The sequence below is a fragment of the Pseudomonas sp. TH49 genome, assembly GCF_016650625.1.
Classification (GTDB): Bacteria; Pseudomonadota; Gammaproteobacteria; order Pseudomonadales; family Pseudomonadaceae; genus Aquipseudomonas; species Aquipseudomonas fluorescens_H.
This window is the reverse complement of the sequence record NZ_JAEKFL010000002.1, coordinates 2,681,373-2,703,546: the sequence shown is the minus strand read 5'-3', so window position 1 is coordinate 2,703,546 and position 22,174 is coordinate 2,681,373. Positions and strand designations below refer to the sequence as shown.

The 22,174-nt window shown below is 58.9% G+C and carries 24 protein-coding genes and 4 pseudogenes; 14 read left to right on the top strand and 14 right to left on the bottom strand.

Annotated features, from left to right (window positions below):
- Nucleotides 1-97 precede the first annotated feature (97 nt).
- The 5 genes from JFU48_RS29260 to JFU48_RS29240 all read right to left on the bottom strand — a co-directional run bounded on the left by JFU48_RS29260 (nucleotide 98) and on the right by JFU48_RS29240 (nucleotide 2,978).
- Nucleotides 98-544, bottom strand: coding sequence for an LTXXQ domain protein (locus tag JFU48_RS29260; protein WP_201138424.1), 447 nt, complete (start codon nucleotides 542-544; stop codon nucleotides 98-100).
- 166 nt (nucleotides 545-710) lie between these two features.
- Nucleotides 711-1,388 carry a response regulator transcription factor gene (locus JFU48_RS29255; protein WP_003222757.1) on the bottom strand — a complete coding sequence of 226 codons (678 nt, stop codon included), beginning with the start codon at nucleotides 1,386-1,388 and terminating at the stop codon, nucleotides 711-713.
- A gap of 7 nt (nucleotides 1,389-1,395) precedes the next feature.
- Nucleotides 1,396-1,806, bottom strand: a complete 411-nt coding sequence (locus JFU48_RS29250; protein WP_003222759.1) for a hypothetical protein — start codon at nucleotides 1,804-1,806, stop codon at nucleotides 1,396-1,398.
- A 274-nt stretch (nucleotides 1,807-2,080) separates the two neighbouring features.
- Nucleotides 2,081-2,380 (bottom strand): YciI family protein, encoded by a 300-nt coding sequence (locus JFU48_RS29245; protein ID WP_003222762.1) that lies wholly within the window; start codon nucleotides 2,378-2,380, stop codon nucleotides 2,081-2,083.
- Between the two features lies 1 nt (nucleotide 2,381).
- Nucleotides 2,382-2,978, bottom strand: a complete 597-nt coding sequence (locus JFU48_RS29240; RefSeq protein ID WP_003222764.1) for a septation protein A — start codon at nucleotides 2,976-2,978, stop codon at nucleotides 2,382-2,384.
- Nucleotides 2,979-3,065: 87 nt separating this feature from the next.
- Between JFU48_RS29240 and JFU48_RS29235 the strand changes: the two genes are divergently transcribed.
- The 6 genes from JFU48_RS29235 to rluB all read left to right on the top strand — a co-directional run bounded on the left by JFU48_RS29235 (nucleotide 3,066) and on the right by rluB (nucleotide 8,059).
- Nucleotides 3,066-3,929: a PHP domain-containing protein gene (locus tag JFU48_RS29235; RefSeq protein ID WP_003222765.1), complete on the top strand. Its 864-nt coding sequence runs from the start codon at nucleotides 3,066-3,068 to the stop codon at nucleotides 3,927-3,929.
- A 13-nt stretch (nucleotides 3,930-3,942) separates the two neighbouring features.
- Nucleotides 3,943-4,572, top strand: coding sequence for an L-threonylcarbamoyladenylate synthase (locus JFU48_RS29230; protein WP_007966016.1), 630 nt, complete (start codon nucleotides 3,943-3,945; stop codon nucleotides 4,570-4,572).
- A gap of 123 nt (nucleotides 4,573-4,695) precedes the next feature.
- Complete coding sequence (locus JFU48_RS29225) at nucleotides 4,696-5,394, top strand: segregation and condensation protein A (protein WP_177434745.1); 699 nt, start codon at nucleotides 4,696-4,698, stop codon at nucleotides 5,392-5,394.
- A gap of 11 nt (nucleotides 5,395-5,405) precedes the next feature.
- The gene (gene scpB, locus JFU48_RS29220; RefSeq protein WP_201138423.1) at nucleotides 5,406-6,377 is read left to right on the top strand and encodes an SMC-Scp complex subunit ScpB; all 972 of its coding nucleotides are present in this window, start codon (nucleotides 5,406-5,408) and stop codon (nucleotides 6,375-6,377) included.
- A 127-nt stretch (nucleotides 6,378-6,504) separates the two neighbouring features.
- Nucleotides 6,505-6,696, top strand: a complete 192-nt coding sequence (locus JFU48_RS29215; RefSeq protein ID WP_003222773.1) for a DUF1289 domain-containing protein — start codon at nucleotides 6,505-6,507, stop codon at nucleotides 6,694-6,696.
- A 142-nt stretch (nucleotides 6,697-6,838) separates the two neighbouring features.
- Nucleotides 6,839-8,059 carry a 23S rRNA pseudouridine(2605) synthase RluB gene (gene rluB / locus JFU48_RS29210; RefSeq protein ID WP_003222775.1) on the top strand — a complete coding sequence of 407 codons (1,221 nt, stop codon included), beginning with the start codon at nucleotides 6,839-6,841 and terminating at the stop codon, nucleotides 8,057-8,059.
- A gap of 198 nt (nucleotides 8,060-8,257) precedes the next feature.
- Here rluB and JFU48_RS29205 read toward each other — a convergent pair whose 3' ends face one another.
- Together JFU48_RS29205 and JFU48_RS29200 are read right to left on the bottom strand one after the other, a co-directional pair.
- Nucleotides 8,258-9,223 (bottom strand): leucyl aminopeptidase, encoded by a 966-nt coding sequence (locus tag JFU48_RS29205; RefSeq protein WP_201138422.1) that lies wholly within the window; start codon nucleotides 9,221-9,223, stop codon nucleotides 8,258-8,260.
- Nucleotides 9,224-9,293: 70 nt separating this feature from the next.
- The gene (locus JFU48_RS29200) at nucleotides 9,294-9,431 is read right to left on the bottom strand and encodes a hypothetical protein (protein ID WP_003222780.1); all 138 of its coding nucleotides are present in this window, start codon (nucleotides 9,429-9,431) and stop codon (nucleotides 9,294-9,296) included.
- A gap of 893 nt (nucleotides 9,432-10,324) precedes the next feature.
- Here JFU48_RS29200 and JFU48_RS29195 point away from each other — a divergent pair.
- Together JFU48_RS29195 and arfB are read left to right on the top strand one after the other, a co-directional pair.
- On the top strand, nucleotides 10,325-11,743 hold the full coding sequence (locus tag JFU48_RS29195; protein ID WP_103522224.1) for an amino acid permease: 1,419 nt from the start codon (nucleotides 10,325-10,327) through the stop codon (nucleotides 11,741-11,743).
- Nucleotides 11,744-11,964: 221 nt separating this feature from the next.
- Nucleotides 11,965-12,379: pseudogene (gene arfB, locus JFU48_RS29190) on the top strand (alternative ribosome rescue aminoacyl-tRNA hydrolase ArfB).
- Here the strand turns inward: arfB and JFU48_RS29185 are convergent.
- From JFU48_RS29185 to JFU48_RS30250, 3 genes are all read right to left on the bottom strand, one after another.
- Nucleotides 12,376-13,575: an MFS transporter gene (locus tag JFU48_RS29185; protein ID WP_201138421.1), complete on the bottom strand. Its 1,200-nt coding sequence runs from the start codon at nucleotides 13,573-13,575 to the stop codon at nucleotides 12,376-12,378. The pseudogene arfB and the gene JFU48_RS29185 sit on opposite strands and share 4 nt — an antisense overlap.
- A 103-nt stretch (nucleotides 13,576-13,678) precedes the next feature.
- Nucleotides 13,679-13,861, bottom strand: coding sequence for a hypothetical protein (locus tag JFU48_RS29180; RefSeq protein WP_003222790.1), 183 nt, complete (start codon nucleotides 13,859-13,861; stop codon nucleotides 13,679-13,681).
- Nucleotides 13,862-13,930: 69 nt separating this feature from the next.
- Nucleotides 13,931-14,062, bottom strand: coding sequence for a hypothetical protein (locus JFU48_RS30250; RefSeq protein WP_256214475.1), 132 nt, complete (start codon nucleotides 14,060-14,062; stop codon nucleotides 13,931-13,933).
- A gap of 314 nt (nucleotides 14,063-14,376) precedes the next feature.
- Here JFU48_RS30250 and JFU48_RS29175 point away from each other — a divergent pair.
- From JFU48_RS29175 to JFU48_RS30175, 4 genes and pseudogenes are all read left to right on the top strand, one after another.
- Nucleotides 14,377-14,813, top strand: a pseudogene (locus tag JFU48_RS29175) (phage portal protein); the annotation flags it as partial.
- Between the two features lie 183 nt (nucleotides 14,814-14,996).
- On the top strand, nucleotides 14,997-15,248 hold the full coding sequence (locus JFU48_RS29170; RefSeq protein ID WP_201138420.1) for a hypothetical protein: 252 nt from the start codon (nucleotides 14,997-14,999) through the stop codon (nucleotides 15,246-15,248).
- Between the two features lie 484 nt (nucleotides 15,249-15,732).
- Complete coding sequence (locus tag JFU48_RS29165) at nucleotides 15,733-16,053, top strand: hypothetical protein (RefSeq protein ID WP_201138419.1); 321 nt, start codon at nucleotides 15,733-15,735, stop codon at nucleotides 16,051-16,053.
- A gap of 85 nt (nucleotides 16,054-16,138) precedes the next feature.
- A pseudogene (locus tag JFU48_RS30175) lies at nucleotides 16,139-16,377 on the top strand (ogr/Delta-like zinc finger family protein); the annotation flags it as partial.
- A gap of 64 nt (nucleotides 16,378-16,441) precedes the next feature.
- On the opposite strand, the gene JFU48_RS29160 reads toward JFU48_RS30175, so the two are convergent.
- Nucleotides 16,442-16,825, bottom strand: a complete 384-nt coding sequence (locus JFU48_RS29160; RefSeq protein ID WP_201138418.1) for a DUF6124 family protein — start codon at nucleotides 16,823-16,825, stop codon at nucleotides 16,442-16,444.
- Nucleotides 16,826-17,240: 415 nt separating this feature from the next.
- Here JFU48_RS29160 and JFU48_RS30170 point away from each other — a divergent pair.
- Nucleotides 17,241-17,424, top strand: a pseudogene (locus JFU48_RS30170) (hypothetical protein); the annotation flags it as partial.
- Between the two features lie 237 nt (nucleotides 17,425-17,661).
- Here JFU48_RS30170 and JFU48_RS29155 read toward each other — a convergent pair.
- The 3 genes from JFU48_RS29155 to phhA all read right to left on the bottom strand — a co-directional run bounded on the left by JFU48_RS29155 (nucleotide 17,662) and on the right by phhA (nucleotide 20,121).
- The gene (locus JFU48_RS29155; protein WP_201138417.1) at nucleotides 17,662-18,855 is read right to left on the bottom strand and encodes an amino acid aminotransferase; all 1,194 of its coding nucleotides are present in this window, start codon (nucleotides 18,853-18,855) and stop codon (nucleotides 17,662-17,664) included.
- Nucleotides 18,855-19,211, bottom strand: a complete 357-nt coding sequence (locus JFU48_RS29150; protein ID WP_003222798.1) for a 4a-hydroxytetrahydrobiopterin dehydratase — start codon at nucleotides 19,209-19,211, stop codon at nucleotides 18,855-18,857. Before JFU48_RS29150 ends, JFU48_RS29155 begins: the two co-directional genes overlap by 1 nt.
- 118 nt (nucleotides 19,212-19,329) lie before the next feature.
- On the bottom strand, nucleotides 19,330-20,121 hold the full coding sequence (phhA, locus tag JFU48_RS29145; RefSeq protein WP_201138416.1) for a phenylalanine 4-monooxygenase: 792 nt from the start codon (nucleotides 20,119-20,121) through the stop codon (nucleotides 19,330-19,332).
- A 395-nt stretch (nucleotides 20,122-20,516) separates the two neighbouring features.
- Here phhA and JFU48_RS29140 point away from each other — a divergent pair, with 395 nt between their 5' ends.
- Nucleotides 20,517-22,079, top strand: a complete 1,563-nt coding sequence (locus JFU48_RS29140; RefSeq protein WP_201138415.1) for a sigma-54-dependent transcriptional regulator — start codon at nucleotides 20,517-20,519, stop codon at nucleotides 22,077-22,079.
- Nucleotides 22,080-22,174 lie beyond the last annotated feature (95 nt).

Genomic DNA, 22,174 nt, shown 5'->3' with positions numbered 1-22,174 from the left:
GTCTGATACACCGCATTCGCGAGCAAGCCCGCTCCCACATTTGGATTGAGTGGCAACAGACCCGACAGCGGTTAGCCGTCGGGTCCGGGTTATCGCATTATTGCGCCTTTTGCGGCTGTTGCGCTTTCCACGCTTTGAACTCGGCCCATTCGGCGCGGCGTTCAGCCTGTTTCTTCTGGATCTCGTCGAATTTCTTCTGTTGATCCGGTTTCAGCAGGTTGCGTACGTCAGCTTCGGCTTTCTTGTGGTTGGCCGCCATCTCGTCCTTCATGGCTTTCTGGTCGGCCGGGGAGAGTTTTTCCAGGTACTTCTCGACGACCTGGCGACGCTCGTGCATCTGCTCGCCCATGATCTTGCGGATCTGTTCGCGCTGTTCGCGGGACAGGTCGAGTTGGCTGTACGGGCCTTTGCCGTGCATGCCGTGCATCTGACCGCCGTGGCGTCCGTCCATCGGGCCACCCATCGGGCCGCCATCCTGTGGCACAGCCATGGCGACGGTTGGCAGAGCGGCAGCGAACATCAGAGCGATAAGAGTCTTGCGCATGGTGTATCTCCTTGTCTCGTTCCCGGTACGTTCCGGATGAGTACAGATTACGGAGATCAAGGTCAGCGGCGGTCAGCGCTGGGTAAAGCTTGGGTAAAGACGCTTTGTCGTCGGCCTGACAAACCTCTGTGGCGAGGGAGCAAGCTCCCTCGCCACAGATGGGTATTTACAGGCTGTAGTAGTAGCCGCGGCTGCGCAGGGCGACGATGCGTGGGCGGCCGTCGGGGTGCGGGCCGATCTTCTTGCGCAGGTTGCTGACGTGCATGTCGAGGCTGCGGTCGTACAGGGTCAGCTTGCGGCCGAGGGCCAGTTGCGCCAGTTCCTGCTTGTCCAGTGGCTCGCCGGGCTGCTTGAGCAGGGCTTCGAGCAAGCGGCTTTCGGAAACGGTGAGGGTCAGTTCTTTCTCGTCGATGCTGACCACGCCGCGCACCGGGCTGAAGCTCAGGTCGCCAAGCTCGAGTTGGGTCGACACGGCGGCCGGGTGACTGCGGCGCAGCACGGCGCGCAGGCGCGCGGTGAGCTCGCGCGGATCGCAGGGTTTGGCCAGATAATCATCGGCGCCCAACTCCAGACCGAGAATGCGATCCAGCGGTTCGCCCCGGGCCGAAAGCATCAGCACCGGCAGATCGGCGTGTTCGCTGCGCAGTTGCTTGAGCAGCTCCAGGCCGCTGCCGTCGGGCAGCATCACGTCCAGCACCACGGCTGCTGGCGCCATCTCGGCCAGCGCCTTGCGCGCACTCTGGCCGTCGTGGCAGGCACGCACCTGGAAGCCTTCCTGGCTCAGCCAGCTACTCAAGAGTTCGCACAACTCCTGGTCATCATCAATCAGTAACAGCTCGCTCATGACTCACTCAATTTAGCCATTGCCGACGTTTTCGGCTTGCACCACTGGCAAAGATACCGCACAGCAGCGCCAATAGCGCTACCCCGGCGCCTGTGACGAACCATTGCTGCTGTTCGGTCAACAGACGCGGCAACGGACTGGCCTGGGCTTCCTTGAGTTGCAGCTTGAGACGCTGATTCTCCTGGCGCAACCGGGCAAGCTGAGCGCTTTCGCGTGCGTTGTCGGCATTTTGCAGTTGTTTGTTCAGTTCTTCTCGCTGCTGCTCACTGGCCTTGAGGCGCTGCTGCAACTCGGTGATCTGGCTGCCGGCACTCAATGACAGCGGCGTGGAATTGCCGCTTTCAGTGGTTTCCTCACCATGGGCGGGCGCCATGATCGACAACGTGACCCACATCAGACACAACGGACCCTTGCGCATCGCGATTCCTGCTTGCAAATGGATATTGGGCAGGTTGTCGGCAGGCAAACGAGAATAATGAGCGATTGAGAGCGGGGAGAAGCGAGAAGGTTCAGTGCGGGTGGAGGAGATATTGCGGTTGATGATTTTGTGGTGAGGGGATTCATCCCCGATGGACAGCGAAGCTGTCCCTTCTGATGGGCATGCGGTGTGTCAGACACACCGCATTGGATGGCTTTGGGGTTGCTGCGCAACCCATCGGGGATAAATCCCCTCGCCACAAGGTTGCCTCTTTTTACGGGAGGACTTGCTTGAACGGTTTGACGATCACATTGGCGTACACACCGGCGGCGATGTACGGGTCGGCGTCGGCCCAGGCTTGGGCGGCGCCCAGGGAGTCGAACTCGGCGACGATCAGGCTGCCGGTGAAACCCGCAGCGCCCGGATCATTGCTGTCGACTGCCGGGTGCGGGCCGGCCAGCACGATGCGGCCTTCGCCCTTGAGCACTTGCAGGCGTTCGAGGTGGGCCGGGCGTGCGGCGAGGCGCGCTTCGAGCGAGTTGGCGACGTCGGTGGCAATGATTGCGTAGAGCATGTCAGTCCTCGGTTTTTGGCGTTGTGGTATCGGCGTCGTGCAGGTGGCGGGACAGGTAGATGCCCTGACCGACCAGGAACAGCAAGGTCATGCCCAGGCTGCCGAACACCTTGAAGTCGACCCAGATGCTCTGGAAGGTGAATGCCACGAACAGGTTGGCAGCCCCGCAGAACAGGAAGAAAGCGATCCAGGCGATGTTCAGACGGGTCCAGACCGGATCCGGCAGGGTCAGCGCGTGGCCCATGATGCGTTTGATCAGCAGGCGGTCACCGATGAAGTGGCTGCCGATAAAGGCCAGGGCGAACAGCCAGTTGACCACCGGAGCTTTCCATTTGAGGAAGGTCTCGCTGTGGAAGGCCAGGGTCAGACTGCCGAAAACCAGACAGGCGATCAGGGTCAGCCACTGGCTCTTTTCCAGCTTGCGCTGTTTGATGAAAAGCGCGCCGTAGACCACCAGGGAGCTGATGATCAGCATCGCGGTGGCGCTGTAAATACCGCCTACAGTCACTTCATGGCCGGCAACGTCGACGACCCGCGGATCAAGTTTGTAAACGATGAAAAACAGCAGAAGCGGGATGAAATCGATGAATTGTTTCACAGTGAGAGCCAGAAGCTGGATGTGGCGGCATAATAACAAACATATGGGCGCGCGATAGCGCCAGCTGATTTGAGGTTACAACTCCCCGTGAATGTTGATTTGCACTGCCACAGCACGGCCTCCGATGGCGCCCTGGCGCCTGCGGTTCTGGTTGCGCGTGCGTTCGAAAACGGCGTGCGAGTCCTGGCGTTGACCGATCACGACACCCTCGAAGGCCTCGCCGAAGCGCGCAGCGCCGCCGAAGAACTGGGCATGCAACTGGTCAATGGCGTCGAACTGTCCTGCACCTGGGGCGGCGCGACCATCCACGTGCTGGGCTACGGTTTCGACGTCAACGCCGCGCCACTGGTCGAGGCCATCGCCCGATTGCACGATGGCCGCTGGCTGCGGTCGGAAGAGATAAGCCGCAAGCTTGGCCTCAAAGGTATGCCCGGTGCCCTCGAAGGCGCTCGGCAGATTCAGCAGGAACTGGGCGACAGCGGCAATGCGCCAGCCCGCCCGCATTTCGCTGACTGGATGGTGCGTGAAGGTTTTGTAAAGGATCGTGCCGAAGCATTCCGCAAATGGCTCGGCGCCGGCAAGCTGGGTGACGTCAAACAGCACTGGCCGACCCTGGAAGACACTGTCGGCACCCTGCGCGCCGCGGGGGCGTGGGTCAGTCTGGCGCATCCGTGGCACTACGATTTCACCCGCAGCAAGCGCCGAAAGCTGATTGCCGACTATATTCAAGCGGGCGGGCATGCAATCGAAGTGGTCAATGGCCATCAGCCCGCGGAACAGGTCGGCAGCCTGGCAATCCTTGCCCGTGAGTTCGGTCTGCTGGTCAGCGCCGGCAGTGATTTCCATGGCCCTGGAGGCTGGTCCGAGATTGGCCAGTACCGGCCGGTTCCCGAGGACCTTCCACCCCTGTGGTGTCGGTTCAAACATGACACAGATATTGCCGCCGTCTGAACAGGTAGAGAATGTGAGTCAATTTTTCCAGATCCATCCGGAAAACCCGCAAGCGCGCCTGATCAAACAGGCAGTCGAGATCATCCGCAAGGGCGGGGTGGTGATTTATCCCACGGACTCTTCCTACGCCATTGGTTGCCAGATCGGCGACAAGACGGCCATCGAGCGTGTGCGACGTCTGCGTCAGCTCGACGAGAAGCACAACTTCGCGCTGATCTGTAGCGACCTGTCGCAACTGGGTAACTACGCCAAGATCGACACCGGCACTTTCCGCATTCTCAAGGCGCATCTGCCGGGGCCTTACACCTTTATTCTCAACGCCACCCGCGAAGTGCCACGGCTGCTGCTGCACCCGAAAAAACGCACCATCGGCCTGCGGGTGCCGAGTCATCCGATTGCTCTGGCATTGCTGGCCGAACTCGGCGAGCCGCTGATGAGCGTGACCCTGATCATGCCCGGCGATGAAGACCCGCTGAGCGATCCGTACGAAATGCGCCAATTGCTTGAACATCAGGTCGACCTGATCATCGACGGCGGTTTCGGCGGGATCAAGGCGTCCACCGTGATTGACCTGACCGGCGACGACCCGGAAGTGATCCGCGTCGGTTGCGGCGACCCCGCGCCGTTCATGGTCGAGGCCTGAATGTCCGCAGTGGAAACCGTTGTCGATCCCCAGGCCGGCGCCCAGCAGGAACTGCCGTTTGCCATGGTCTATGGCCAGGCGGTCATGGAAATGCCGCTGGACTTGTACATCCCGCCGGATGCGCTGGAAGTCTTTCTCGAAGCCTTCGAAGGCCCGCTCGACCTGCTGCTGTACCTGATCCGCAAACAGAACATCAACATCCTCGACATTCCGGTGGCGGAAATCACCCGCCAGTACATGGGTTATGTCGAGCTGATGCAGTCGGTGCGCCTGGAACTGGCCGCCGAATACCTGGTAATGGCCGCGATGCTGGCCGAGATCAAGTCGCGGATGCTCCTGCCGCGCGCCGAAACCGTCGAAGAAGAAGAGGACGACCCGCGCGCCGAGCTGATCCGGCGCTTGCAGGAATACGAGCGCTTCAAGGCTGCCGCCGAAGGTATCGACGGCTTGAGTCGGGTCGGCCGCGATGTGGTGGTGCCCAAGCTTGACGCCCCGGAGGCCCGGGCGCGCAAGCTGTTGCCGGATGTCGCGCTGCAAGAGATTTTGATGTCCATGGCCGAGGTGTTGCGCCGGGGCGACATGTTCGAGAGCCATCAGGTCAGCCGCGAGGCGCTGTCGACCCGCGAGCGCATGAGCGATGTGCTGGAACGGCTCAAGGGCGGTGGTTTTGTGCCGTTCGTCGAACTGTTCACTGCCGAGGAAGGTCGCCTCGGTGTGGTGGTGACCTTTATGGCGATCCTTGAACTGGTCAAGGAATCCTTGGTCGAGCTGGTGCAGAATGAGCCGTTCGCCGCGATCCACGTGCGAGCCCGAGCCGAATAACGAGTCGAAACATGAACCTGACTGAACCCCGCGAGCTGGCGCCCCTGCTTGAAGCCTTTCTGTTGGCCTCGGGAAAGCCGCAATCGCTTGAACGCCTTTTCGAACTGTTCGAAGAAGGCGAGCGCCCTGAACCGCCGGTCTTCAAGAAAGCCCTGAGCCTGCTGGCCAAGTCCTGCGAGGGCCGCGCGTTCGAGCTCAAGGAAGTCGCCTCCGGCTACCGCTTGCAGATCCGCGAGAAGTTTTCACCGTGGGTCGGCCGTCTGTGGGAAGAGCGCCCGCAGCGCTACTCCCGTGCGCTGCTGGAAACCATGGCGCTGATCGCCTATCGCCAGCCGATCACCCGGGGCGAGATCGAAGACGTGCGGGGCGTGGCGGTCAACAGCAACATCGTCAAGACGCTGATCGAGCGCGAGTGGATCCGCATCGTCGGTTACCGCGACGTGCCGGGCAAACCGGCGATGTTCGCCACCACCAAGGCGTTTCTCGATCACTTCAACCTGAAAAACCTCGAAGACCTGCCGCCGCTCGCCGAACTGCGCGAGATGGAAACCGATCCGGTGCTCGAATTCGACGACGCACCGGTGCCGCAGGGCCTGCAGGAACTGGCCGATGCCAGCGCCGAGCCGGAAGAGCCGAAGGAAGAAACCAGTTTCCACTCGCTGTTGCTGGAACTGGACAGCATGGAGGAGGGGATCAAAACCGACTTCGACGATCTGTTGCGGGATGCCGCGGATGGCGAAGCGCAGCCGCCTGAGCTTGAAACCGAGACCGCCGAGCCGGCGATTGAAGTTGAACTTGAGACCGAGCCTGAAGCCGAACCGCAAGAGGACATTCTTGGCGTTGCCGAAGCCCGTGAAAAGCTCCTGGCCGCCGTCGCCGCCCTCGAACAACCGGCGCCAGAGCCTGAACTGAGCGAAGAAGAAGCCGAGGCCCGCGCGCTGGCGGAAGCCATCGAGGCCGAACGCCGCGAATTCGAGGACTGATAACGAACAACTGTGGGAGCGGGCTTGCTCGCGAATGCGGTGTGTCAGACATTCATGTATTGCCTGACACACTGCATTCGCGAGCAAGCCCGCTCCCACAGGGTCAAGTGTCGTTCTGGAGTATTCGATGAGTTCCACCAAAGACCCCTGCATCAGCCTCTGCAAATTCACCGACGACATCTGCCTCGGCTGTGGCCGCAGCAAGCGCGAAATCCGCGCCTGGAAGAAACTCGACAAGGACGACAAGCGCACGGTGCTGGCCGAAGCCGCGCTGCGCCTGATCAAACTTGGTGGCGCCGGTCGGCGGAAAAAGAAATAAGTAGCAAACCATCAGCTAGTCTCTGATGCGCGATGGCGCGCATCCGCGTATGATTCGCGACCCTTCGGCGATCCCTTCGCCCGAAAACCAGATTTCAATGCTTCAGGCGCCGCCTGAACAGACCACACCGGGAGGTGCCCAGATGAGTGACATCAATCAGAAAGACGACCAGGAAATCGGCCCAGCAGGCGAAAAGCTGCAGAAGGTCCTCGCCCGTATCGGCGTCGGCTCGCGCCGTGACGTCGAAGCCTGGATCAGCCAGGGCCGGATCAAGGTCAATGGCAAAGACGCCACCCTCGGCCTGCGCGTCGACATGCACGACGCGATCACCATCGATGGCAAGGTGATCAAGCGCGAAGAGGCTGCCGAGTCGGTCCGCCGCGTGATCATGTACAACAAGCCTGATGGCGAGATCTGCACCCGTGACGACCCGGAAGGCCGTCCGACCGTGTTCGACAAGCTGCCGCGTCCGAAAGAAGGCCGCTGGATCAACATCGGTCGTCTCGACATCAACACCACCGGTCTGCTGATGTTCACCACCGATGGTGAACTGGCCAACCGTCTGATGCACCCGTCCTACGAGATGGATCGTGAATACGCCGTGCGCGTACGCGGTGAAGTCGACGACGAAATGATCGAGCGCCTGAAGGCCGGCGTGGTGCTGGAAGACGGCCCGGCGCGTTTCACCGACATTCAGCAGGCGCCGGGTGGCGAAGGCTTCAACCACTGGTATCACTGCGTGGTGATGGAAGGCCGTAACCGTGAGGTTCGTCGTCTGTGGGAATCCCAGGGCCTGGTGGTAAGCCGTCTGAAGCGCGTGCGTTTCGGTCCGGTGTTCCTCAACTCCGACCTGCCGATGGGCCGCTGGCGCGAAATGAGCCAGTACGAAGTCGACGTGCTCAGCGCTGAAGTCGGCCTGACGCCGGTGGCGATGCCGCAACTCAACGCCAAGAGCAAGGACAAGCTGGAGCGTATGCAGCGCAAATCGTCGCGGCCGATGGCCAAGACCGAGCGCGTGCGTACCCTGCGTCCAGCCGCTGGCGCGCCGACCGGTCCGCGTCCGAGCCGTGAGCCGCAGATCGAAGGCGAGCGTCCGGGGCGCAAGCCAGTGGCCCGTGATGGCGAGCGCGCACCGCGTCCGGCCAACGGTCGCACCGAACGTGGCGAAGGTCGTGCGCCGGCCGGCCGTGGTACGCCAGTGGCGGATCGTCCTGCCGACACCACCAACAAGCGTCCGGCCAAGCCTGCGCCGAAGCGTCCGGGCATCAAGTTGGTCGACGGCGACAAGCCGTCGGGCAAGCGTCGCGGTGCTCCGGCCGGTTCCGGTCAGCGTCCAGGTTTCGGTCGCAAGAAGCCGGAGTGATCGGCTTTAGCGTCTGAATGAAAAACGCCAACCGCAGGGTTGGCGTTTTTTTTCGTCTGGCGAAAGGTATGTAGCGTCTGAGCTGGCCTCTTCGCGGGCAAGCCCGCTCCCACAGTGGATCTGCGTCGTACACAAATCCTACTGTGGGAGCGGGCTTGCTCGCGAAGAGGCCAGTGGCTTCAATAAAGAAAAATCAGGCTAGAACACAAACCGCCCATCAAACACCGGCTTGTCATCCAGCGCCAGCACCCCGCCCGAGAAAATCAGGTCCAGATGATGACTGCCCTTGGCCCCACCGCCGAGGCCCAGGTGCAGGCCGCAATGGCGTTCCTCGAAACCGGCATTGCGCGCATACAGATCTTTCACCCCTTCATTGGTACCGATGCCCAACTCCTCGATGCGCCGGTTCGACGGGTTGGCATCCAGGTACTTGTTGAAATCATGCTCCAACCCCGGCACATCGGTGGCGATGCGGCTGATGGTCGAGTTCTCGATCCACAGTTCCAGCGGCGACTCCAGCACGCCGTACTTGCGCGCAAACGGGATGGTGCTGAGGAAGGTGCCCTTGAATTTCACATGACCATTGATGGCTTCGCTGTGGGTGGCGATTTCGCCGGGGGCCAGGTCGAAGTTGCCGACGCCGTTGATGTCGGTCCACTTCTTGATGCTGTTCAGCGGCGTTTCGAACCGCGAGCCATGCTCATCGGTGAAGCTCAGCGTGGTGGCCTGGGACATGCGCTGGATCAAGTGGCTGTTGAGCCCGGCGATACGCTGCGGGGTGACGCTGAAGGTGTCGTAGAAATAGTCGCCGTAATCCTTGAACAGCAGCGATTTCTTCCAGTTTTCCGCCATCACGCCTTGCAGGGCGCGCACGAACTCCGGGCCGTCGGGGCGTGGGTTGGGCAGGGTGGAAGAGTCGTAGAAGAAAATGTACAGATCGCTGTCGGCGATAGCTGCAGTCAGCGTGGCGGTGCTTTCCAGGTCCAGGCGGCGCGCGCTGAAGTTGAATTTCGGGTGGTCGCCGGCCTGTTCGGCGATGGCGCCGGTCAGGGCTTCGTAATCGGCGGTGTGGCCGAGCAGTACCTTCGCCGAGTCGAGACCGGCAAGGGCAGGGTGATGTTCGAGGTAGTAAAGGAAATGCGAGATCGCGCGGGGCTTATCCATGAGTCCTCCCTGACTGACCGTGAAGAAAGCGGCAGGCACGACCGGCTGGATCGTGCCTGCCCGGGATGTCTTACAGAGGCCACATCGCCGTGCCGAACGGAACCACCGCGTCGGCTTGCATCATTTCCACGGCCGCCTCATGGGTCGGTGCTTCAAACCATTCGTCCAGTTGCAGTTCGGTATCCAAGTCTTTTTCCAGTGCTTGCATGGTCGATCTCCTAGATGACTTTCACGGTTGTGACTGGCCGGTCGAGTTGGCCGGCAAGACGTGAAGAACCTAGTTCAGGGTGTTTTGTAATGCAAAAAATTATTTATTTAAAATTTAAATAAACTTTTTATTCTGTTTTTAAACGACGGTTTTCTTATTTGAAAACAAAAAACTAAACGGCAACTTTCATTAGCAAGCTTGCTACCGTCAATTTGCAGACGTCCTACAGAATTTTCCGAAATGGAAAATCTGCGTTACGCATCGTAAAGAAAAGTTTACGAAAACTCCGGTAAAGCCCAGTGGATTTACCCCCTTGCCGAAGCTGTAAGGAAAACCTGCCGAAGGCCGGCCACAAAGGCATCGCGCAAGGCTCTGGCGCGCTTGTTTCAGCATCGTTTGCAGGGTGAGATGCGCCTCATGCCTGTCGTGCAGGTGCATAACAAGAAGGAGGCGCAATGAACGCCGTGATTGATCTTCACTTCTCTCCGTGGGGTGGTTTTTCGCTCGTCCCCGTCGATGGCCTGCAAAGGCCTGACTCAATTTTTGCAGCCGCCCGAGTGTCTCGAGGCGGACCCACGCAATCCCGGCAAGCGCCACGCTGATCCAGCGGGGTCTGGCAGCAGGGGGTTAGCGGTGTACAATGCGCCGCGTTTTAACTGTGACCCTCTGCGTAATCGCGCAAACCTCAAGGCCATCCGCCTTGTTCACTCCGCCGCGCCACAAGCGCGTCGGGTTCGATTTCGTCACAGATAAAAACAAACAGGTGACGCATGACCGTTGTAAATAAGCTGAACTCCTGGTGCCTTCGCTGGGGTTTGATCGGGGCTGCCTGAAATCGCAACCTTGCAGCAACGTCTACTGAACATCATCAAACCTTGCGTGAGACCTTTTTCATGAGTGGACAACCCTCGCAATCAGGCGAGCTGAAACGCGGCCTGAAAAATCGCCACATTCAACTGATCGCCCTCGGTGGCGCGATCGGTACCGGATTGTTCCTCGGCTCGGCCGGGGTCCTGAAATCCGCCGGCCCGTCGATGATCCTCGGCTACGCCATCTGCGGCTTCATCGCCTTCATGATCATGCGCCAGCTCGGCGAGATGATCGTCGAAGAGCCGGTGGCCGGTTCCTTCAGTCATTTTGCGCACAAGTACTGGGGCGGCTTCGCCGGTTTCCTGTCGGGCTGGAACTGCTGGATTCTGTACATTCTGGTGGGCATGTCGGAGCTGACGGCGGTCGGCAAGTACATCCACTACTGGGCGCCGGACATCCCGACCTGGGTCACCGCCGCTGCATTCTTCGTGCTGATCAATGCGATCAATCTGGCCAACGTCAAGGTCTTCGGTGAGGCCGAATTCTGGTTCGCGATCATCAAGGTCGTGGCGATCGTCGGCATGATCGCGCTGGGCAGCTACCTGCTGGTCAGTGGCCATGGCGGCCCGCAGGCCTCGGTCAGCAACCTGTGGTCGCACGGCGGGTTCTTCCCCAACGGCGTCAGCGGTCTGGTGATGGCGATGGCGATCATCATGTTCTCCTTCGGCGGTCTGGAAATGCTCGGTTTCACCGCCGCTGAAGCGGACAAGCCGAAAACCGTGATCCCGAAAGCGATCAATCAGGTGATCTACCGCATCCTGATTTTCTACATCGGTGCACTGGTGATCCTGCTCTCGCTGACTCCATGGGACAGCCTGCTGGCGACCCTCAATGCGTCCGGCGATTCCTACAGCGGCAGCCCGTTCGTGCAGGTGTTCTCGATGCTCGGCAGCAACACCGCCGCGCACATCCTCAACTTTGTGGTTTTGACCGCGGCACTGTCGGTGTACAACAGCGGCACCTACTGCAACAGCCGCATGCTGCTGGGCATGGCCGAGCAGGGCGATGCGCCGAAAGGGCTGGCGAAAATCGACAAGCGCGGCGTGCCGGTGCGTTCGATCCTGGCGTCGGCAGCGGTCACTCTGGTGGCGGTGTTGCTCAACTACCTGATCCCGCAACAGGCGCTGGAACTGCTGATGTCGCTGGTGGTGGCAACCCTGGTGATCAACTGGGCGATGATCAGTTTCTCGCACTTCAAGTTCCGCCAGCACATGAACAAGACGCAGCAGACGCCACTGTTCAAGGCGCTGTGGTACCCGTACGGCAACTATGTCTGCCTGGCGTTCGTGGTGTTCATCCTCGGCGTGATGCTGCTGATCCCGGGCATCCAGATCTCGGTTTACGCGATTCCGGTATGGGTCGTGTTCATGTGGGTCTGCTACGTGATCAAGAACAAGCGCGGCGCGCAGCAGGCGCTGCACGCGGCCAGCGCTTCGAAGTAAGCGCTGACGCAAAAAACGACAAACCCGGCCTGTGCCGGGTTTGTCGTTTCCGGGGTTTACACAATCCCTTGTAGGAGTGAGCCTGCTCGCGATAGCGGTGTATCAGTCGACGAATATTTATCTGACTTACCGCTATCGCGAGCAGGCTCACTCCTACAGGGGGATCGGAGGTTCGGACAGTTTCGCGGTATCCTGCACCCTCTGAATACGGACGCTTTTCCATGCTGGTGATTTCCAACAACGTGCATCTGCCGGATGCCGAGATCGAACTGACGGCCATCCGCGCGCAAGGCGCCGGTGGGCAGAACGTCAACAAGGTCTCCAGTGCCGTGCACCTGCGTTTCGACATTCCGGCCTCGTCCTTGCCCGAGTTCTACAAGGAGCGGCTGCTGGCGCTGCGTGACAGTCGCATCACCAGTGATGGCGTGCTGATCATCAAGGCTCAGCAATACCGCACGCAGGAAGCCCAACCGTGCCGATGCGCTGGAGCGCTTGGTCGAACTGATTCTCAGCGCCACCAAAGTCGAAAAGAAACGCCGTCCGACCAAACCGACCCTGGGCTCAAAGAAGCGCCGACTCGAATCGAAAACCAAACGCGGCAGCATCAAGGCCGGGCGTGGCAAGGTGGATTTCTAGTCTTCGCGGTACTTCGCGGTGTGCTTGTACAGGTACACGCTCAGCGCCAGACCGCTCAGCGAGGCAATGGCGGCAAACAGAAAGATCGAAGCAAAACCGAAGCCCGCGGCAATCGCCCCGGCCAGTGGCCCGGTGATCCCCAGTGACAAGTCGATAAACAGCGAATAGGCGCCGACCGCCGCACCACGGCTGGAGGCTGGCACCAGATTCACCGCTTCCACGCCCAGCGCCGGGAACACCAGCGAGAAACCGAAGCCGCTCAACGCCGCCCCGGCCAGCGCCCAATGTGCATCCGGCGCCAGCCACAGCAGCAACAGGCCGAGGGTTTCCACCGACAGGCAGGCAATCGCTACGCGGAAGCCGCCGAGACGGTTGATCAGGTTGCCGAACAACAGTCGCGCGCCGATGAAACTGGCGCCGAACAGGCTCAGGCACAACACCGCGTTGTCCCAGTGCCGGGTGGCGTAATACAGGGTGATGAAGGTGGCGATGGTGCCGAACCCGATCGAGCCCAGCGCCAGACCGCAGCCGTGGGGGAACACTTTGCCGAGTACATGCATGAACGGCAGGCGCTCACCGGCCACAATCGGCGCGGCGGTTTTCGGCCAAGCCAGTAACAAACCAATAATGGCCAACAGCATGATGCTGACGCCCATGCTCCACAAACCCAACTGACCGACCAGCCACACGCCAAACGGTGCGCCGATCGCCAATGCGCCATAGCTGGCGATGCCATTCCAGGAAATCACCTTGGCGGTGTTTGCCGCGCCGACGCGACCGATGCCCCAACCGATTGAACCGGAACCGACAAGGCTTTCGGCGCTGCCCAGCACCAGTCGACCGATCAACAGGCTGATCAGGCTGAGCATCGGCAGGTTCGGTGTCCACGCCGAAATCAGCATGAACACGCCGCTCAAGCCGCAACCGGCGAGGCCGTACATCACTGCCAGTTTGCTGCCTTTGTTATCGATGATCTTGCCGGCGTACGGGCGACTGAGCAGGGTGGCGAGGTATTGCACGCTGATTACCAGCCCGGCGATGACGGCGCCGAATCCCAGATCACTATGGACATACCCCGGCAACACCGCGAGCGGAATGCCGATGTTGAGATAACCGATGAAGGTGAAGAGGACGATGGAAACGACTTGCAGCGTGACCGCCAGGGGGCGCTGGGGCTCTGACTTGGAGAACGACATGGGTAACGATCCACGGCAAAGCAGGATTAGATAGGCTGCTTATGATACCGGCGCGAACGAGCCAGGGGCGGGGAAAAGTAAAACTATTTGCCGGGTGGTGGAATCAGGGTTTGGCCGGGGCGACCAGTTGCGTGGTGACGAGGGCGGCGAGGGCGTTTTCTTCGCTGCCGAAACGGGCGAGCAGGGCGGCCTGTTTTTCCGGGGAGAGGCGGTTCCAGATCTCGATCATTTTCTCGGTGGCACCGATCAGGACGGCAGCTTGGCTTTCAGAGAATTCGTCGGTCATGGCGGGCTCGGTTTCAGGCAGTGTGGAAAGCGCATCTTAGCGCTTTCCACACGGTCTGTACGGCGGGTTTTACTCTTCGCTGTCGGCCTGGCGGCTCTCAACGGCTTCTTTCGGCTCGGGCTGTTGGGCGCCGGCTTGTTGCGTGGTCGTCTGCTCAGGTACGTGCAGGCTTGGGAAGGGGAGATTAGGAATCTCGTGCATGGTTGCGCTCCTCGCTAAGTCTGTTGATAGATCTGGTAGATCCGCGCTTCTTGAAAGCCTGCGCAGGATACAGCAGGAAAAATGACATTCAGACTTTTAATTGAAAATAATGCGACAGATGGCCGCAGGGCGCGCAAAAACAACTGTGGGAGCGAGCTTGCTCGCGAAATCGGTGTATCAGTCAACATATCTGTCGAATGACACTCCGTATTCGCGAGCAAGCTCGCTCCCACAGAGGTTTGTGTAGCTGGATCTACTTGCTGACGTCGGCGATGGCTTGTGCCAGCAGCGCCAGGCGCGTGGCATCGATTCCGGCGACGCTGTTTCGTCGGCGCTACTTCAACAACGGTGCCCATGCCGGATTTGTGTTCTACACCAACGACCCGAACCTGTCGGAAGCGGACGAACAAGCGCTGCAGGCGAAAATTGCCGGTAGCAAAGGGGTGGGAAATTTCAGGTCGCTGTTCGTCAACATTCCCAGGGGCAGCGACAAGGCGATTCAGATCATCCCGGTGGGGATATCGCGACGAAAGACGAATTCGAACGCATCAAAAATATCACCCGCAACGATGTGATCGCGGCTTGGCGAATGAATCCGGCGTTGGCGGGGGGTATGCCGGAAAACGCGGCGGGGTTTGGCGATATTGAGAAGGTCGATCGGGTTTACACCAACAATGAAATACGGCCGATCAGTCAGTTGTTTTTACAAGTGAACGAGCAGTTGCGAGCGGATCAGGGTGTAAGGTGGTGAGAATGTCGATGCGCGTAGGAAGCACCGTCGTATTTAATTTTTGGCTATGAATGTAATTCTAAGTTGTTCTAAAAAACTGTCATTTATGACAGTGGTGGTGTTTGTGTTTTTTGCTTGATGATAGGAGGGAGGCAATGTCTGGAACATTGTTTTCATAGTCTGTCTAGAACAGGAGATAACACCATGACAACCACCATTTCTTTTGTAGAGCCAGTGCCAGAGAACAGCACAGATGCTGAAATTCTGGAGAGAATAAAAGAGCGGGAAAAATGCGAGATTTTGAACTTTGCAAGAGTTTCTAAGACGCGTGTCGAATATGATATTGAAATTCAAGGTGATGACGTAAGTGTCGGCAAGAATTCAGCTTCTCAGGAAATATTTATTAACTATAAGTTTGATTCTGAGGGTTTTAAAAAACACTTTAAAGATAAGTAGTGATTTACTTGTATTGTGTCGTCAATTGCAAAATTTTTGGCGATCTGGCGCATGAGTGTTGATGTGTGTGGCAAGTGCGATTGTTTAAGTTTTCTGCTGCGGGAGTTATAACCATGGGCCGTTTCGTGCTTGTTTCAAAGTGGGTGCCGGAAAATAGTAAGGATGCTGAAATTCTAAATAATTTATAGCTCGTAGAAGGAGAGGTTTTCAGTTTTAAAAGGGTTGAAAAAATCGTGTGGAATATCAACTAAAGTTGCCATAACCTGCGGAGGATAGGGCTTCAGATCCGCCGGATAAGGCTTTTTACGATGTGATTCATCAACCGAAAAATGATGGTCGCCTGTGATCTATCAATGCCAGAGTTGCATTCGGATGGTGGCGAAAAAAGGATGGGCTGATAGTACGAAAATGGCTGTGTAAAGATGAGAAATAACGCCGATCCGTCGGGAACGGAAATGTCTGAATTAAGTTGAGGAGTGCTTTAATGGATAGCCGACTTGGTACCTTTGAGCTTGTTTCTGCGGATTCAGGCGATTTAGAAATTACCGGTGTTCCGGTTGATTTGTCAATTGAGCAAATCCAGCAAAAATTGCGGGGTGTTCAAACATTTTTAGGCAGTAATGGAGGATTGGATGAAGATGAAGCGTTTGACAATTTTTTTGTTGTTCCGATAAAGGATAGGAGTGGTGGCGTAATAACGATAGCTTCTTGGTACGAGGACACTGAGATATCACGGGGATATGGATGGGGGAAAAAGAAGCTGAAGGAGTTTAAGACTTGGCAAGAACTTGAAGCGTGGGCGTGATGGGGGGCTAGCTTCCTGACAACTGATTGCTTGGTTTTGTTAGCGGCGATGATAAAAAAGACACGTGCTTTTGGAGGGGATAATAGTGCGTGTCTATTGCAAAGTACGCAGTGAGAAAGGGCGAATTTCTCTCGCGATGAACTGTCCTTGGAGTTTGTTCGGTTGTATTGCCAACGTTCTTCTGTAGCTTGTGGTCACACTTGGGTGGCTAACTTGACGTTTTCCCACACGCTGAGCCCCTCCGCCCAGGCGGTTGATCGTTTGCTGTTTGATCGGCTGCGTTCGCTGTCACGTCTGGAGCGGCGCGATTTATTCGACCAGCTCTGTTGTGTATCGGAGCCGCGTAATGTGCGCTGTGGCGAGGGGCTGGCCCCGCCACAGCAGTCAGCTACTCAGTCGGTACCAATTGATTGAGCACTTCATTGACGGCTATTTCAGCCACCATGACGATCTGGGCGATGCCTTGCGCGGTTTTGCGGTGTGAGCCGCCGAGCGCGGCGGCGAAGTCGTTGAGCATGACGGTCGCTGAACCCAAGGACTCGCAGGCGTCAGCCAGCAGGGGCTCGGTGCCGCTTTGCGGATTCGCCAGGTAGAGGCGGTTAGGTTGATAGGGTGTGGCCATGATGTCGGCGGTGGGAGGGCCTAAATAATGATCCAGGGCTCGCTCAGCGGCTTCATTGAGCTTTTTTGAATCGAGCGATTGGTAGGGGGACGTTGGATTTGCGATGGATGCCGGATCAATTACCGGCGGGTTCGGCGTTACCTTGAACATGAGTCTTCACCTCGTCTTTTTTCGCCGCACCTTATCGCTACTAAACGAAAGGGTGGCAGCTATGCGCAAGTTAGTAGGCCGGCAGAAGACTCAACATCCGGCGCACCCGAAGGTGCCATGCGCACAGCCGCCATCAAGAGCAGGCAGACACCTGACTGGATGGAGCTCATGCAACCGTAAAGTCATCTAATCCGGGCTACTAAACCCGATCACTGGGAATCAGTGATGGGAAACAAGTTACCGATAGCGTCCAAGGTGCACAAGCCAGCGGATTCTGGCTTAGGCGTAGGCAGCGGCGCAAGGTTTTGTAGGCATTGTGGCGTATCACGACGTGTCGCTAAACACGTTTTGTTTAGAGTGTTTTAGCGGTGCTGGATGCGGGGAAATGATCTGACGTGCCTCACACAGCTGACGGGACATCCTCACGTTGCAACAGGTGCTTGGTCACTCGTCGCTCATGATGACCATGCGCTACGCGCACTTCAGCCCCGGGGCATCTGGCGGAAGTGGTGAATCTCAATCCCTTAGCTAAGGACTTTGGAAACTTTGTGGACGATACAAAGTGGGCCACGGTTAGGGAATTGGCTGAAACAGCCTAAATTTGGGGATGGGGCTGGGGGCTTTGCCTTTTTGGGGGGGGATGCTGGAAATGACAATCAGACTTTTAATTGAAAATAATGCGACAGATGGCCGCAGGGGGGACGCAATAACAAAGGTCGCCGCAAAAACAACTGTAGGAGTGAGCCTGCTCGCGATGGCGGTGTGTCAGTCAACTCATATGCTGGCTGATACGCCGCTATCGCGAGCAGGCTCACTCCTACAGGGGGATTGCGGTGTTACTTGCTGACGTCGGCGATGGCTTGTGCCAGCAGCGCCAGGCGCGTGGCATCGATCCCGGCGACGTTGGCCCGGCCCGAGCTGACCATGTACACGCTGTGATGCTCACGCAGTTGTTTGACCTGCTCCGGTGACAGGCCGGTGTAGGAGAACATTCCGCGCTGCACGCCAATGTGCGCAAAACGCTCACGCAGGCCATGCGGTTCCAGTGCTTCGACCAGGCCGCTGCGCAATTGGGCGATACGCAAGCGCATGGCTTCCACTTCATCGGCCCAGCGGCTTTTCAGCTCCGGGTCGGCGAGGATGGTCGCGACCACTGCCGCACCGTGATCCGGTGGGGTCGACCACAGGTTGCGGGCGATGTTGGCCAGTTGGCTGCGGATGTCGATCAGCTTGTCGGCGGTTTTCGCACAGACAATCAATGCGCCAGTGCGGTCGCGGTACAGGCCGAAGTTCTTCGAGCAGGAGCTGGTGATCAGCAGCTCGGGTACTTCTGCGGCGAACAGTCGGGTCGACCACGCGTCCTGCTCCAGCCCATCGCCAAAGCCCTGGTAGGCAAAGTCGATCAGCGGCAGCAGGTCACGGCGGCGCACCACGTCGAGCACGCGCTGCCAGTCGTCATGATTCAGGTCGAAACCGGTCGGGTTGTGGCAGCACGCATGCAGCAGCACCACGTCGCCGTGCGGCACTTCGTTGAGCACGGCGAGCATCGCATCGACGTCGAGGCGGTTGTCGCTGCCCACGTACGGGTAGTGACTGACCTTGACCCCGGCCGCCGCGAAAATGGTTTCGTGGATCGGCCAGGTCGGGTTGCTCAGCCATACGCCCTTGCCCGGCAGGCACTGGGCGATGAAGTCGGCCGCCAGACGCAGTGCGCCGGTACCGCCCGGGGTCTGGGTGGCGCCGGCGCGCTGTTCGGCGATCAGCTTCGATTCGGCGCCGAGCACCAGCTCATTGATGACCTTGCCGAACAGCGGATTGCCGTGACCACCGATGTAGGTCTTGGTGTCCTGGCTTTCGACCAGTCGCGCCTCGGCGATTTTCACCGCTTCGGGGATCGGCGTCAGGCCCTGGGCATCCTTGTAGACGCCAACGCCGAGGTCAAACTTGCGCGGGTTACTGTCCTGCGCATAGGCCTCCATCAAACCGAGGATCGGGTCGCCGGGTACCCGGCCGATGGCGTCAAAGTGCATTACTTGCGTCCTTCTGCGGTCTTGGCCACTTCGTCAGTGCGCGCGGCCATGATGAAGTCGTTGCGGTGCAGACCCTTGATCGAGTGGCTCCACCAGGTCACGGTGACTTTGCCCCACTCGGTCAGCAGACCCGGGTGGTGACCTTCGGCCTCGGAGATCTCGCCGACGGCGTTGGTGAACGCCAGCGCATGCTTGAAGTTCTTGAACAGGAAGACCTTCTCCAGCTGCATGATGCTGTCGCGAACTTCGATGTTCCAGTCCGGGATCTGCTTGATCAGGATCGGCAGTTCTTCGTCGCTGACTTGTGGCGCATCGGCACGGCACGCTTCGCAGTGGGCTTGGTTCAAAGTGGACATGGTGTGATTCCTGAAATCGAGTGTGTTTTTTTTATAGAAGCTATCGGCCCGTCAATGCCGTCACGCTAAACCAAAGTGGCGGCGACTGACAGACTCAATTGTCAGCAAAAGACGCGGATCACGCGGCTTTCGGTTTTGGCGGAAACTTCGGAGCATGCAACCCCAGCTGCATGCCTTGCTTGACCATGGCCATGATGTCTTCATGGGCGACGTCGAACAGGCGCTTGAGGTTCGGCAAGACAAAGTACAGCGGCTGCAGAATGTCGATGCGATACGGCGTGCGCATCGCTTCCAGCGGATCGAAGGTTTGATGTTCGGGCTCGTCCGACAGCGAGTAAACGGTTTCTTTTGGCGAAGACAGGATGCCGCCGCCGTAGATGCGTTTGCCTTGCGGGGTGTCGACCAGGCCGAACTCGATGGTCATCCAATACAGACGCGCCAGATACACGCGCTCTTCCTTGGTGGCCTGCAGGCCGAGCTTGCCGTAGGTGTGGGTGAATTCGGCGAACCAGGGGTTGGTCAGCAGCGGGCAGTGACCGAATATCTCGTGAAAAATGTCCGGCTCTTGCAGGTAGTCCAGTTCTTCGCGGGTGCGAATGAACGTGGCCACCGGAAACTGTTTGCTGGCGAGCAATTCGAAGAAGGTCTGAAAGGGAATCAGTGCCGGAACGCGGGCAACCTGCCAACCGGTGGTTTCACCGAGTACCTTGTTGATTTCGCCGAGCTGCGGAATGCGGTCGTGGGGCAGACCGAGTTTTTCGATACCGTCCAGGTACTCCTGGCACGCCCGACCCTCGATCACTTTCAGCTGGCGAGTGATCAGCGTGTTCCACACCGCGTGTTCTTCGGCGGGGTAGTCGATAAAACCTTGCGCATCGGGCTCGCGGGCCAAGTACTGCGTCTGCTTCATACTGCTCTCCTGCTAGGGGAATTCGTTCTTGTTATGTCCAGCGATGGGCTCAGGATTACCCGAGTGCGGGGTTGGATGCAGCAGGTTGAGCGTTCTCTGTGTAGGAAAATTCGCCGCATTTCGTAAAAAAATCGTTACGCTTTGCCGGGTATCTCGCATTTGCGGTGATTTGCAGGTTTGAAAAGGGTCGTGGCTGTCACATAATCTTGACAACTATCTGCGCGCCTCGACAGAAAAGTCAGGCCAAACCGCAGCGCAAATCTCTTGTGGGAGCGGGCTTGCTCGCGAAAGCGGTGTGTCAGCTGAATGAATGGCGACTGACACACCGTCTTCGCGAGCAAGCCCGCTCCCACAGGGATTGTGTTCAACCCCTCATCCTTGTCGGGCCTCTTTATATGCGTATCAAAGTTCACTGCCAAAACCGCATCGGCATCCTGCGCGACATCCTCAACCTGCTGGTGGAGTACGGGATCAACGTTGCACGCGGCGAGGTCGGCGGTGAGCACGGCAACGCGATCTATCTGCACTGCCCGAACCTGATCAACATCCAGTTCCAGGCGCTGCGGCCGAAGTTCGAGGCGATTGCCGGGGTGTTTGGGGTCAAGCGCGTCGGGCTGATGCCCAGTGAGCGTCGGCACATGGAGTTGAACGCGTTGCTCGGCGCGCTGGAATTCCCGGTGCTATCGATCGACATGGGCGGCTCGATCGTCGCCGCCAACCGCGCGGCGGCGCAGTTGCTCGGGGTGCGGGTGGACGAGGTGCCGGGGATTCCGCTGTCGCGCTATGCCGAGGATTTCGATTTGCCGGAACTGGTGCGCGCCAACAAGTCGCGAATCAACGGCATGCGGGTCAAGGTCAAGGGCGACATCTTCCTCGCCGACATCGCGCCGCTGCAATCGGAGCATGACGACAGTGAAGCCATGGCCGGTGCGGTGCTGACCTTGCACCGCGCCGACCGCGTTGGTGAGCGTATCTATAACGTGCGCAAGCAGGAACTGCGCGGCTTCGACAGTATCTTCCAGAGCTCGAAAGTGATGGCCGCTGTCGTGCGTGAGGCGCGGCGCATGGCGCCGCTGGATGCGCCGCTATTGATAGAAGGCGAAACCGGCACCGGTAAAGAGTTGCTGGCCCGCGCCTGTCACCTCGCCAGCCCGCGCGGACAGTCGCCGCTGATGGCGCTCAATTGCGCCGGGCTGCCGGAGTCGATGGCCGAGACCGAGCTGTTCGGCTATGGCCCCGGCGCGTTCGAAGGGGCGCGCGCCGAAGGCAAGCTTGGTCTGCTGGAGCTGACGGCGGGCGGTACGCTGTTCCTCGATGGCGTCGGGGAAATGAGCCCGCGCTTGCAGGTGAAACTGCTGCGCTTTCTGCAGGACGGCTGCTTCCGTCGGGTCGGCAGTGATGAAGAGGTGTATCTGGACGTGCGAGTGATCTGCGCAACCCAGGTCGACCTGTCCGAATTGTGCGCGCGCGGCGAGTTTCGTCAGGATCTGTATCACCGCTTGAACGTGCTGTCGCTGCACATCCCGCCTCTGCGCGAATGCCTCGACGGTTTGACCCCGTTGGTCGAGCACTTCCTCGATCAGGCCAGTCGGCAGATCGGTTGTGCCCTGCCGAAACTGGCGCCGGCAGCGATGGATCGGCTGAGTCATTACCACTGGCCGGGCAACGTGCGGCAGCTGGAGAACGTGCTGTTCCAGGCGGTTTCACTGTGCGAGGGCGGCACGGTCAAGGTCGAACACATTCGCCTGCCGGATTACGGCGTGCGTCAGCCGCTTGGCGATTTCTCGCTGGAGGGTGGGCTGGACGAGATCGTCGGACGCTTTGAGAAAGCGGTGCTGGAACGCCTGTATTCCGAACACCCGAGCAGTCGGCAACTGGGTAAGCGGTTGGGGGTTTCGCATACGACCATTGCCAACAAGCTGCGTGAGTATGAAGTCGGTAAAGACCCCGAGAGTTGACAGCAACACTGTGGTGAGAAGAGCTTTTGTGGTGAGGGGATTTATCCCCGATCGGCTGCGCAGCAGTCGCAAAACCTGTAAATGAGGTCGTCCTG